The 12,023-nt window shown below is 47.5% G+C and carries 11 protein-coding genes; 9 read left to right on the forward strand and 2 right to left on the reverse strand.

Annotated features, from left to right (window positions below; all coding sequences use genetic code 11):
- Window positions 1-6 precede the first annotated feature (6 nt).
- Window positions 7-2,031: an NAD-dependent DNA ligase LigA gene (gene ligA / locus QUE64_RS02950; protein ID WP_286225841.1), complete on the forward strand. Its 2,025-nt coding sequence runs from the start codon at window positions 7-9 to the stop codon at window positions 2,029-2,031.
- 68 nt (window positions 2,032-2,099) lie between these two features.
- Window positions 2,100-2,597, forward strand: a complete 498-nt coding sequence (locus QUE64_RS02955) for an NUDIX hydrolase (protein ID WP_286225842.1) — start codon at window positions 2,100-2,102, stop codon at window positions 2,595-2,597.
- Between the two features lie 14 nt (window positions 2,598-2,611).
- Here QUE64_RS02955 and QUE64_RS02960 read toward each other — a convergent pair whose 3' ends face one another.
- A complete protein-coding gene (locus QUE64_RS02960; RefSeq protein WP_286225843.1) occupies window positions 2,612-5,185 on the reverse strand; it encodes a [protein-PII] uridylyltransferase in 2,574 nt (857 codons plus the stop codon).
- A 26-nt stretch (window positions 5,186-5,211) separates the two neighbouring features.
- The gene (map, locus tag QUE64_RS02965) at window positions 5,212-6,048 is read right to left on the reverse strand and encodes a type I methionyl aminopeptidase (RefSeq protein ID WP_286225844.1); all 837 of its coding nucleotides are present in this window, start codon (window positions 6,046-6,048) and stop codon (window positions 5,212-5,214) included.
- A 185-nt stretch (window positions 6,049-6,233) separates the two neighbouring features.
- Here map and rpsB point away from each other — a divergent pair, with 185 nt between their 5' ends.
- From rpsB to ispC, 7 genes are read left to right on the forward strand one after another with little or no spacing between them, the layout of a single operon-like run.
- The gene (rpsB, locus tag QUE64_RS02970; RefSeq protein ID WP_286224327.1) at window positions 6,234-6,983 is read left to right on the forward strand and encodes a 30S ribosomal protein S2; all 750 of its coding nucleotides are present in this window, start codon (window positions 6,234-6,236) and stop codon (window positions 6,981-6,983) included.
- On the forward strand, window positions 6,983-7,864 hold the full coding sequence (tsf, locus tag QUE64_RS02975; RefSeq protein ID WP_286225845.1) for a translation elongation factor Ts: 882 nt from the start codon (window positions 6,983-6,985) through the stop codon (window positions 7,862-7,864). Before rpsB ends, tsf begins: the two co-directional genes overlap by 1 nt.
- A gap of 5 nt (window positions 7,865-7,869) precedes the next feature.
- The gene (gene pyrH, locus QUE64_RS02980; protein ID WP_286224330.1) at window positions 7,870-8,580 is read left to right on the forward strand and encodes a UMP kinase; all 711 of its coding nucleotides are present in this window, start codon (window positions 7,870-7,872) and stop codon (window positions 8,578-8,580) included.
- Window positions 8,581-8,592: 12 nt separating this feature from the next.
- On the forward strand, window positions 8,593-9,153 hold the full coding sequence (frr, locus tag QUE64_RS02985; protein WP_286225846.1) for a ribosome recycling factor: 561 nt from the start codon (window positions 8,593-8,595) through the stop codon (window positions 9,151-9,153).
- Between the two features lie 18 nt (window positions 9,154-9,171).
- Entirely contained in the window at window positions 9,172-9,960 is a 789-nt protein-coding gene (uppS, locus tag QUE64_RS02990) for a polyprenyl diphosphate synthase (RefSeq protein ID WP_286225848.1), read from the forward strand.
- 5 nt (window positions 9,961-9,965) lie between these two features.
- Window positions 9,966-10,799: a phosphatidate cytidylyltransferase gene (locus QUE64_RS02995; RefSeq protein ID WP_286225849.1), complete on the forward strand. Its 834-nt coding sequence runs from the start codon at window positions 9,966-9,968 to the stop codon at window positions 10,797-10,799.
- 15 nt (window positions 10,800-10,814) lie between these two features.
- On the forward strand, window positions 10,815-12,023 hold the full coding sequence (gene ispC / locus QUE64_RS03000) for a 1-deoxy-D-xylulose-5-phosphate reductoisomerase (RefSeq protein WP_286225850.1): 1,209 nt from the start codon (window positions 10,815-10,817) through the stop codon (window positions 12,021-12,023).

Raw genomic sequence — 12,023 nt, forward strand, 5'->3', positions numbered from 1 at the left:
AAGATCTTGAGTCAAGGTAGATCCTCGGCCGCGGATCGTTATCATTATTTACAGCAAGAACTTGCTCGTCTTGAGCATGCGTATTATGTTTTAGACCAGCCCTTGGTCCCCGATGCTGAGTATGACCGTTTGTATCGCGAGTTATTGGAACTTGAGGCCCAACACCCTGACTGGGTAACCCCTGACTCCTTATCACAGCGGGTAGGAGGTGCTCCCCTTAAAGAATTTATGGAGATCAAGCACTCGGTCCCCATGCTTTCTTTAAACAATGCCTTTGAGGAGTCTGAACTCATTGGGTTTGATCGACGTTGTCGTGAGGGTCTAGGTTTAGATCGCGTGGAGTACGCATGTGAACTGAAGTTTGATGGCTTGGCAATCTCATTGCGCTACGAGAACGGTGTCTTGGTCCAGGCAGCAACCCGCGGCGATGGGGCAAGTGGCGAGGATGTAACGAGTAATATCCGAACGATTCGGGCAATCCCATTGCGTTTGCTGGGTCCAAAACTTCCAAAGGTGATCGAAGTTCGTGGCGAAGTATTTATACATCGAACGGATTTTGAGAAGATGAATAAAATGGCTGCAGCCAATGGTGAGAAGGAATTTGCCAATCCTAGAAACGCGGCTGCAGGAAGTTTGCGTCAGCTAGATTCAAAGATCACTGCAAAACGTCCTTTAAGCTTTTTTGCCTATGGCCTGGGTGCTTTAGAGCCAAGTCAATGGCTACCCTCAACCCATAGTGAGTTGCTAAATCAATATGAATCACTTGGTTTACCTGTATGCAGAGAGCGCAGGGTAGTGGATTCGCTCGAGGGCTTGATGACGTTCTACACCGAGATTGCTGCTAAGCGTCAACAGTTACCGTATGAGATTGATGGCGTGGTTTATAAGGTGAACTCCTTTGCTGAACAAGCGCAACTAGGTTATGTATCGCGCGCGCCACGCTTTGCCATTGCGCATAAATATCCTGCGCAAGAAGAAATTACCACGGTCCTAGGGATTGATGTGCAAGTGGGTAGAACTGGAGCGATTACACCTGTGGCTCGCTTAGCACCTGTTTTAGTAGGCGGTGTTACTGTAACCAACGCCACCTTGCATAATGAAGATGAGGTACGACGCAAAGATGTCCGCATTGGTGACACGGTGGTCGTTCGTCGGGCGGGTGATGTAATCCCTGAAGTGGTATCCGTCGTTTTGGATCGCAGGCCAGCCAATGCACAAGTATTTATCATGCCAACCCGCTGCCCAGTCTGTGAGTCCCATATTGAGCGCTTATCTGACGAAGCGGTTGCCCGCTGTAGCGGCGGCCTATTTTGTGCAGCACAACGCAAGCAAGCACTATTGCATTTTGCACAACGCCGCGCGATGGATATTGAAGGTTTAGGCGACAAAATTGTGGATCAATTGGTTGATCTCAATTTGGTCCGAACACCAGCAGATCTCTATCGCTTGGGATTTACCGCTTTAGTCAACATGGAGCGCATGGGAGAGAAGTCCGCTGACAATCTTCTGCAATCCATTGCTCAATCCAAGAAAACCACCTTAGCGCGATTTATTTTTGGATTGGGGATTCGTCATGTTGGCGAAAGTACTGCCAAAGATCTTGCGAAGCACTTTGGAGATATCCATGCCTTAATGGATGCACAAATGAATGAATTATTAATGGTCAATGATGTTGGACCGGTGGTCGCTGATTCAATCATGAGTTTTATGTCAGAACCCCATAACCGCGAGGTGATTGAGCAACTGCTGGTATCTGGAATTGAGTTTCAAAAAGAAGAGAGAGTAACTACTGTTGATCTAAGTGGTAAGACCTTTGTTCTGACCGGAACGCTCCCAACACTCTCTCGAGATCAAGCAAAAGAACTACTCGAGGCAGCCGGAGCTAAAGTGGCAGGCTCAGTCTCTCAAAAAACCTCATTCGTAGTTGCTGGCTCCGAAGCGGGAAGTAAGCTTGATAAGGCGAATGAGCTTGGTATACCGATCTTAGATGAGGCAGCATTACTCTCAATGCTTAATGTAGGAAAAAACTGACAACAAAATCAGTTTGGTATTTCGAGCTTTAAGTCTTATTCTTTTGGTTTCTTAATTGACCAATAAATATGAATTCAGCCCGCTTGCTTACAAAGTATTTTGCCAATAATCCCATTGAGTTATTTCGTCAAATTATTCAATTGATTTTGATCAATTCAAAGTTGATATGGAATAATAAGTTACAAATTCATGGCCACATTACTGCCAGCGGACTTGTTATTCAAAACAATAAGGTTCTTCTAATCCGACATCCTTATATCGGCAAGTATTTTCAGCCTGGAGGACATATTGATGATGGTGAGACTTATTTGGAAGCCGCAATTCGTGAAGTGCATGAGGAAACAGGTTGGATATGCATGCCATCAAAAGAATGCGGTCATGTTTTGGATATCGACGTGCATTTGATACCTGAGAATGCAAAAAAGTTTGAGGGTGCCCATTGGCACATTGATCTGTGCTACCAGTTGAATCCTATAGAGCAAACTGGTGCAAGCGAGAGCCTATCTGCCGAATGGGTTGAGATCAGTCGCGTTGAATCTCCAAGAGTTCGTAGGGCATTTAAATAAGCAATGCGCCTTGATCAGGCCGCTAACACTTCCAACAACTCAGTCTCGAGCTGAATTTGCAGCTTTGGATTCTTACTAAGATTGCTACCATCAAGCAACATGATGTCTTCCACTCGCTCACCCAAGGTATTAATACGTGCGGTATGAAGTGAGATTTGGTGCTTAACAAGCGCTTTAGCGACTGCGTATAGAAGACCGGAGCGATCTGCTGCCGAGAGGGTGAGAGCAAAGTATTGATTGCGTTCATCTGGCTGCAAATTAACCCTAGCTTGGATTGGAAAGCTTTTCGATTGTCGAGATAAACGACCCATATTGGGTTCTGGTAGCGGCGCTGATTTTTTGATGGACTCCGCAAGTTCATACTCAACTAACTGAATCAAGTCGCGATAGCTGCCACCTTCATCAACTAAATGACTGCCAGATATTTGGAAGGTATCTAAGGCATAGCCATGCTTTGTTGTATGAATCCGCGCATCCCAAATGGAAAAATGATGGCGCTCAAAATAGGCGCAGATGCGGGCGAATAAATCCAATTGATCTTTGACATAAACCGCAACTTGTAAACCCTCGCCCGCTTGTGAGAGACGGGCACGGACAATTGGTTCATTCGTATGGACGTTTGCATACAAGTGTCGTGTAAGCCACGCAATATCATTAGCCTCGTGGCGCAAGAAAAATGCCACATCTAATTTCTGCCATAAGGCTTGAGGTGCATCGTCATCAATTCCTGCTAGACGCAGTTGGGTTAACGCTTCCTCCTTATGCTGAATCAGTTCGGATGATAGATCGGGTTTGGCGCCCCCCAAGACCCGAAGAGTTGCCCGATAGAGATCCTCTAATAACTTACCTTTCCAGGCGTTCCAGACCTTAGGGCTAGTACCCCGAATATCTGCAACGGTCAGCAAGTAGAGTGCGGTTAAATGACGTTCGTCACGCATGCGTTTTGCAAAGGCAGTAATGACCGCAGGATCGGTGATATCCTGCTTTTGAGCAATTTGACTCATCGTTAGATGTTCGGCAACTAACCAAACTAATAGCTCGGTTTCATCGTTGGCTAAGCCGTGGTCTTTGGCAAAGGTACGGGCATCGCGTTTTCCGAGTTCGGAGTGATCGCCCCCGCGCCCCTTAGCAATGTCATGGAATAGGGCAGCCAAGACAATAATCCAGTTTTTATCAAAGCTTGCAATCAGGTTGCTACAGAATGGGAACTCATGGGTATGCTCAAGAATCATGAAGCGTCGTACGTTACGCAAGACCATCAAGATGTGTTGATCAACGGTGTACACATGAAATAAATCGTGCTGCATTTGGCCGACAATGCGACGGAAGGATGGCAAATAACGTCCCAGAACACTGGTCTGATTCATCAGGCGAAAGGCGGTGGTCACACCATCCGGTAATTTGAGTAATTCCATAAACACAGCACGATTTCGTGGGTCTTTGCGCCACGAGGCATTCATAAGCTGCCGTGCGTTATAGAGGGCCCGAAAGACGCTTGCTGACAAACCATTGATGGCTGGGTTTTGGGCAAACACTAAAAATGTCCGCAATATTTGTTCGGGATGTTTTTGGTAAAGCTGGGGATCAACAATATCTAATAAACCTTGGCGCTCGATAAACATTGTGTTATCGGGACCTGGGATGGGATAGGTCGTGCGTGATTCATTGGGAAATAAGATTGCTTCGATGTTTTGAAGCAGAATCATGTTGAGCTGGCTCACGGCCTTGGCCGCCCAGTAATAACGTCGCATCAGCTCTTCGCTGGCCAGCCTGCCTGATTCTTGATCAATCCCGATCTGCTTAGCCAGACTGGCTTGAAGATCAAATACTAGAACGTCTTGACGACGTTTTGCAAGCAAATGCAAATTAGCTCGAATGTTTTGCAATAACTTCTGATTGCGATTGAGTTCTTTGAGCTCGCGCTCTGTGATTAACCCTTTTTTGAATAAATCAGTAAAGCTATTGCCAAGGGATGCAGCTTTACTAACCCATAGAATGATTTGTAGATCACGCAATCCCCCTGGACTCTCTTTGCAATTTGGCTCGAGTGCATATGGTGTTTCTTGAAACTTATAGTGACGCTGCTGCTGCTCCAATAACTTCGCCTGGAAGAATGCCTTGGGATCCATCGCTTCATCAAGACTGCGCTTGAATAACTTAAATAAGCCGCGATGACCACCCAGTAAGCGCGCCTCTAAAACCGAGGTACGCACGGTAATATCTTGTTGGGCTTCTGATAAACACTCGGACAGCGTGCGAACCGCAGAGCCGATTTCTAGACCCGAGTCCCAACACAGCGCAATGAAGGATTCCAGGTTGGACTGCAGTTGCGGATCCTCACTGCGTGCATCATCAAGCAAAATTAAGATATCAATATCGGAGTGAGGAAATAATTCAGAGCGACCATAGCCACCAACGGCTAGCAAGGCAGCATCCGTACTAAGATTGCAGCGATTCCATAAATCCAGCAACTGTTGATCGGTTGCTTGGGTTAAACGCTGCATTAACTTGCCAATATTCTGGTGAACTAAAAAATCAGAACACGCTAAGCTCCGTGCATCTTTGAGTGGATGGGATTCCGAACTCATGAACGCGTTCTAAAGATGAGGAGAATCTAAGCAGCGACTACGCTGGGTCGGTAGTTTAGGCTGCCAACGCAAGCAGGAGCCTTTGGTGTATCAGCAGACCAGGTTAAGACCTCAACGCCATGGTGAGTGACTAAAACAGTGTGTTCCCATTGGGCTGAAAGACTACGATCTTTTGTTTTCACGGTCCACTGATCGGGCATGGTTCGGATCTCGCGTCGACCAGCATTAATCATTGGTTCAATCGTGAAGGTCATGCCTTCTTCTAATACTTCCCCGGTACCTGGTTTTCCATAATGAAGAATCTGAGGATCTTGATGGAATACTTTACCGATACCGTGGCCACAGTATTCGCGTACCACCGAGTAGCCAGCCTGTTCGGCATGCGACTGAATGGCAGAGCCAATATCTCCTAAACGGGCTCCTGGTTTTACCTGGGCAATTCCAAGCCACATGCATTCAAACGTGACTTGGTTCAATCGGGTAGCCAAGATTGAGATGTCGCCGACTGCAAACATTCGACTGGTATCCCCATAGTAGCCGGCTTGGGTAATGACCGTGATGTCGAGATTAACAACGTCGCCATTTTTAAGTACTTTGTCACCTGGAATGCCATGGCAAATGACATCATTGACCGAGGTGCAGATCGATGCCGGAAAAGGCGGGTAGCCTGGGGGTTGATAATTTAATGGGGCGGGGATGGTCTTTTGCACATCACGCATGTAGGCGTGACAAAGACGATCCAATTCCCCGGTACTCACGCCGGGTTTGACAAAGGGGCCAATGTAATCGAGAACCTCGCTCGCAAGGCGGCCAGCCTCTCGCATCCCATTTAGATCTTTTTCATCAGTAAATACGCTGTGCATAGCGCATATTATGGCCGAATCTGGTTGATTTTGAGTAATTGCCGAATCACTAGTGGATTGATATTTAAGGTATAATTTTGGAATCGGTCTCATGGTGAGACTGAAATCCCAGATCAAGCCATCCAGGGTGGCGCTTTTGAGCGCAGTCAGGACTTGATCTTAGAACCAACCCTTAGGAGATTGTAATGTCAGTGACAATGCGTGAAATGCTGGAAGCTGGGTGCCATTTTGGCCACCAAACGCGCTTCTGGTCCCCCAAGATGGCCCCTTACATTTTTGGTCATCGCAACAAAATTCATATCATTAATTTAGAGAAGACCTTGCCCATGTTTCAGGATGCCCTGAAATTTGTGCGTCAGGTAGCTGCCAACCGCGGCACAATTCTCTTTGTTGGTACTAAGCGCCAGTCTCGCGAAATTATTGCCCAAGAGGCAACTCGTGCAGGTATGCCTTATGTTGATAGCCGTTGGCTTGGAGGCACCCTGACCAATTTCAAAACGGTAAAGGGTTCGATCAAGCGCTTAAAAGATATGGCCGCTGCAAAAGAGGCGGGCGATTGGGAGAAGCTCTCGAAAAAAGATGCCCTCACCAATGAGCGTGAGTTTGATAAGTTACAAAAATCACTTGGTGGTATTCAAGACCTCAACGGTGTACCGGATGCTATTTTTGTTGTGGATGTGGGCTATCACAAAATTGCAATTACCGAAGCCAACAAATTGGGTATTCCTGTGATTGCCGTAGTGGATACCAATCACTCACCAGAGGGCGTTGATTACATTATTCCGGGTAACGATGACTCGAGTAAAGCAGTCATTCTTTATGTTCGCGGTATTGCAGATGCCATCCTAGAAGGTAAAGCAAATGCGGTACAGCAAGTCCTCGAGTCTGTTAAAGAGGGCGAAGAAGAGTTTGTTGAAGAAGGGAAGGAAGACTGATGCCCGCGATTACCGCAGCAATGGTTGGCGAACTCCGCGCCAAAACCGACGCTCCCATGATGGAGTGCAAAAAAGCATTAACGGAAGCCGATGGTGATTTAGCTAAAGCCGAAGAGATCCTGCGTGTGAAGTTGGGAAGCAAGGCTAGTAAAGCTGCATCACGGATTGCAGCAGAGGGTGTAATTGTTTCCCATATTGATGGAGCAACCGGGGCTTTATTGGAAGTGAACTGCGAGACTGATTTTGTATCCAAAAACGATGACTTCTTGGCATTTAGTAATGGCTGCGCCAAGCTGGTTGCCGAGAAAAATCCCGCAGATGTCGCCGCTTTGGCCGCTTTAGAACTTAATGGTAAGCCTGTCGAGGCTGTGCGCACCGAATTGATCGGAAAGATCGGTGAGAACATGAACCCCCGCCGCTTCAAACGTTTTGCTGGTGGTGGCCAATTGGTTTCTTATCTTCATGGCAACCGAATCGGTGTGATGGTGGAGTATGAGGGTGATGCAACAGCAGCGAAAGATGTCGCCATGCACATTGCCGCAATGAAGCCTGTTTCTCTATCGACTGCTGACGTTCCCGCAGAAAATATTGCAACCGAGCGTAAGATTGCTGAGCAAAAGGCTTTGGAGTCTGGCAAGCCAGCTGATATCGCTGCCAAAATGGTTGAGGGTTCGGTTCAAAAGTATTTAAAGGAAGTCTCTTTATTGAACCAAGCTTTTGTAAAGAACGACAAGCAAACCGTTGAGCAAATGCTAAAAGCAGCCAATACGACGATTAAATCCTTCACCCTTTATGTTGTCGGCGAAGGAATTGAAAAGCGTCAAGATGACTTTGCTGCAGAAGTAGCTGCTCAGGTTGCTGCTGCAAAGGCAACTGCCTAAGGTATATGCCGGGATATCAACGCGTTCTACTGAAGTTATCGGGCGAGGCCCTAATGGGTGATGATGCCTATGGAATCAATCCGAAAACGATTGATTCCATGGTCACCGAAATCGCTGAGGTGGTTCAATTGGGCGTTGAAATCGCCATCGTGATTGGTGGCGGCAATATCTTTCGTGGTGTAGCCGGTGGCGCAGCCGGGATGGATCGGGCCACCGCTGATTACATGGGGATGTTAGCTACCATGATGAACTCATTGGCATTACAAGATGCGCTAAGACAAAAAGGCGTTGAGGCAAGAGTGCAGTCTGCTTTGCGAATGGATCAAGTGGTCGAGCCTTATATTCGGCCGCGAGCCATTCGAGCCATGAAAGAGGGCAAGGTTGTGATCTTTGCTGCTGGTACCGGTAACCCATTCTTTACAACTGATACTGCAGCCGCATTGCGTGCCGCGGAAATGGGTGTCGAGGTGATGCTCAAAGCAACTAAGGTGGATGGCATCTACAGCAGCGATCCTAATAAAGATCCAAGTGCAACGTTGTATTCCACTATTACTTTTGATGAGTGCCTCATCAAAAATCTTCAGGTGATGGATGCAACTGCATTTGCTTTATGCCGCGATCGAAAATTACCTATCCGCGTGTTTTCGATCTTAAAACCAGGTGCATTATTAAGTGTTGTGCGGGGCGAGCCAGAAGGTACCCTAGTTCACGTTTAAAAGGAGAGTGGCATGTCGGCTGGACAAATAAAGACCAATGCAGATCAAAAAATGCAAAAGTCAATTGAGGCATTTAAAGCTAATCTCGCAAAAATCAGAACGGGTCGTGCCAACCCTGGTATTTTGGAGCACCTAATGGTGGATTATTACGGTAATCCCACGCCAATCTCGCAAGTGGCTAATCTAGGGCTAGCCGATGCGCGCACCATTAATGTGACCCCATGGGAAAAAAATATGGTCGCGGTAGTTGAGAAAGCGATTCGCGAATCAGACCTCGGTCTAAATCCTGCAACTCAGGGTACGGTGATTCGAGTGCCAATGCCCCCCTTAACTGAGGAGCGTCGCAAAGAGCTGACCAAAGTCGTGAAAGCAGAAGGCGAAGAGACTAAAGTAGCAATTCGGAATTTGCGACGTGATGCCAATGAGCATTTAAAGCGCTTAACCAAAGACAAAGAAATCTCTGAGGATGATGAGCGTCGTGCTCAGGATGAGATCCAGAAACTGACCGATAAATTTGTGGCGGATGTGGATAAATTGGTCATTGAGAAGGAAAAGGAAATCATGACGGTTTAACCGTCATGATTTGGTCACATGACCCAAGCAGCTACCAGCTCTACGCTTGCAGTTCCTGCCGTTGGTAGTGTTCCCAGGCATGTAGCCATCATCATGGATGGCAATGGTCGTTGGGCAACTAAACGATTTATGCCGCGCGTAGCTGGGCATTCAGAAGGGCTTGAGGCGGTACGTAAGGTGGTTGAGGAGTGCGTCAAGCAAAACGTTGAATATCTGACCTTATTTGCCTTCAGTTCAGAGAACTGGCGTAGACCTCCTGAGGAAGTGGGATTTTTAACAAAACTCTTTCTGAAATCCCTTCGTAAAGAGGTTGCTCGCCTTGCTGAAAATAATATTCGTCTGAAGATGATTGGTGACCTTAGTCGCTTTGGAAGTGCGATTACCGAAATGGTCGAGTTCTCGGAAGAAAAAACGAAAGATTGCAATCGCCTAACCCTGACGATTGCCGCTAATTACGGTGGGCGCTGGGATATCTTGCAAGCGATGCAAAAAGCACTCGCGCAAAACCCACATCTTGATCCAGATGGCATTTCTGAGGAGTGGTTGGCCCCCCATCTTTCGATGGCCTATGCACCCGAGCCTGATTTATTTATTCGTACGGGTGGTGAGCAGCGGGTTAGTAATTTCCTCTTGTGGCAATTGGCATATACCGAACTGTATTTCACAGATATTCTTTGGCCAGACTTTGATGCCGCTGAATTACAAAAAGCATTTCTTTGGTATGCCCAGCGGGAGCGTCGCTTTGGTCGCACCAGTGCCCAGCTGGCGGAAGGGTCCAACCCCATTTCCCTCTCCGATGCCGTCTAATTGGCATGCTTAAAACTCGGATCGTAACTGCCGTCATCATGCTGGCCATTTTGTTGCCAGTATTGTTTTTGCTACCCCCAATCTATCTCTCCGGATTATTTTTATTAATCCTAGTGGCAGCGGCTTGGGAGTGGAGTCGCTTGATTGCTCCCAATGCATCGTATGCAGCCTATTTTTATGCACTGGCGTGCGCCATGGTTGTTCTTTTCCTGTGGCTCTTTGCAATCCCTGCGGTAGAAATCGCATTACTGAGTATCGCGCTTGCGTTTTGGATCATTGGCATGCCAATGATCTTGTCCCAAGGGATTCATCTTTCGCTGTCACGGTGGCGATTTATTTTTAGCGTTCTTGGGTTCATTATTTTGCCGAGCGCATGGCTATCTTTGGATTTGCTTCGTGAAATCGGCTTGGGGTGGTTATTAAGCGCATTGATATTAGTTTGGCTCGCTGATATTGGCGCCTATTTTGTTGGCAAGTCCTTTGGTCGACGAAAGCTTGCAAGCCAAATTAGTCCAGGTAAGTCTGTGGAAGGGGCTCTCGGTGGCTTAGCCCTATGCTTAGGTTACGCCATCGGCTGCGCACACTATTTACCGGTGAACGATACCCTGTTTGGGTCGTTTCAGTCGAAATGGGGCTGGGGCTGGATGCTTCTCATGACTGCAGTTTTGGTGGCTTACAGCATTATGGGAGATCTATTTGAGTCGCAACTCAAGCGGATCGCAAAAGTAAAGGACAGCAGCCATTTATTACCAGGGCATGGTGGATTTTTGGATCGTGTCGATGCTTTACTGCCGGTCATGCCAATTGCTGCATTATTCTCGATAATAGTGAGAAGCTAAAAAAAGACTTTGCTTATGCACGACCCTATCGCCCGTAATCTCTGTATTTTAGGATCTACCGGATCAATCGGGATGAATACGCTTGATGTGGTTCGGGCTCATCGTGATCAATTTAGGGTAAGCGCACTCACTGCTGGTCGGCAAATTGAACGTTTGGCAGAGCAGTGCTTGGAGTTCAGACCCAAGATCGCAGTGGTTCACTCGGCCCCTGATGCCAACACCCTAAAAGAATTACTCGAAGGTAAAGGACTAACGATTGCTGTGCATCATGGTGAGGCGGGTCTCATTGCCGCAGTCTCAGAGAGCGACTGCGATACCGTGATGGCGGCTATTGTTGGTGCTGCGGGTCTTTTGCCCACCTTACGCGCGGCTGAGCTCGGTAAGCGGGTACTGCTTGCGAATAAAGAATCTCTAGTGATGGCCGGAGATATTTTTATGAATGCCGCAATCCGAGGCGGCGCAGAGTTGTTGCCAATCGATAGTGAACACAATGCAATTTTTCAGTGCTTGCCGCCGCACTTTACCAGTCCAAAAAATACTTCGAGCACGAAAGAACGTTTGGGGGTTGAGGAAATTTGGTTAACGGCTTCTGGTGGACCCTTTCGGAATACCCCAATTGATCAGTTGGCTAATATCACGCCAGATCAGGCATGCGCTCATCCAAATTGGGTAATGGGTCGCAAAATTTCAGTTGATTCTGCAACCATGATGAACAAAGGCCTTGAGGTAATCGAGGCGCATTGGTTATTTGGATTGCCCCTCGAGCAAATTAAGGTGCTCATTCATCCGGAGAGTGTGGTGCATTCGATGGTGCGCTATCGAGATGGCTCGGTCATGGCTCAGCTCGGACAGCCAGATATGCGCACACCCATTGCATTTGGCTTGGCTTGGCCTAATCGCATTGATGCTGGTGTTGCGCCTCTCAATTTGACTCAGTTATCCGGTTTGCACTTTACCGAACCTGATCTTTTGCGTTTTCCATGCTTAGGTCTTGCCTTTGCTGCTGCAAGGCAAGGGGGGGCAAGCCCCACGGTTCTAAATGCCGCGAATGAGATTGCCGTCGCTGCATTTTTAGAAGGCCGCTTGCCATACCTAAAAATTGCGCAGGCTGTTGAGTTCGCGCTTAATCAGTTTCCCGGCCAAAAGGCAGGATCCTTGGATGAGGTTCTAACGGTTGATCGAGAGGCTCGCCTCAAAACCAGCGATTGGATTGCACGCCAATAA

Origin of the sequence: Polynucleobacter sp. HIN7 (assembly GCF_030297595.1) — a bacterium.
Taxonomy (GTDB): domain Bacteria; phylum Pseudomonadota; class Gammaproteobacteria; order Burkholderiales; family Burkholderiaceae; genus Polynucleobacter.

What these genes read in the sequence shown, in the direction of transcription:
- QUE64_RS02955 (WP_286225842.1), top strand. Translation starts at nt 2,100, where the DNA reads ATGAATTCAGCCCGCTTGCTTACAAAGTATTTTGCCAATAATCCCATT.
- QUE64_RS02960 (WP_286225843.1), bottom strand. Translation starts at nt 5,185, where the DNA reads ATGAGTTCGGAATCCCATCCACTCAAAGATGCACGGAGCTTAGCGTGT.
- map (WP_286225844.1), bottom strand. Translation starts at nt 6,048, where the DNA reads ATGCACAGCGTATTTACTGATGAAAAAGATCTAAATGGGATGCGAGAG.
- rpsB (WP_286224327.1), top strand. Translation starts at nt 6,234, where the DNA reads ATGTCAGTGACAATGCGTGAAATGCTGGAAGCTGGGTGCCATTTTGGC.
- tsf (WP_286225845.1), top strand. Translation starts at nt 6,983, where the DNA reads ATGCCCGCGATTACCGCAGCAATGGTTGGCGAACTCCGCGCCAAAACC.
- pyrH (WP_286224330.1), top strand. Translation starts at nt 7,870, where the DNA reads ATGCCGGGATATCAACGCGTTCTACTGAAGTTATCGGGCGAGGCCCTA.
- frr (WP_286225846.1), top strand. Translation starts at nt 8,593, where the DNA reads ATGTCGGCTGGACAAATAAAGACCAATGCAGATCAAAAAATGCAAAAG.
- uppS (WP_286225848.1), top strand. Translation starts at nt 9,172, where the DNA reads ATGACCCAAGCAGCTACCAGCTCTACGCTTGCAGTTCCTGCCGTTGGT.
- QUE64_RS02995 (WP_286225849.1), top strand. Translation starts at nt 9,966, where the DNA reads ATGCTTAAAACTCGGATCGTAACTGCCGTCATCATGCTGGCCATTTTG.
- ispC (WP_286225850.1), top strand. Translation starts at nt 10,815, where the DNA reads ATGCACGACCCTATCGCCCGTAATCTCTGTATTTTAGGATCTACCGGA.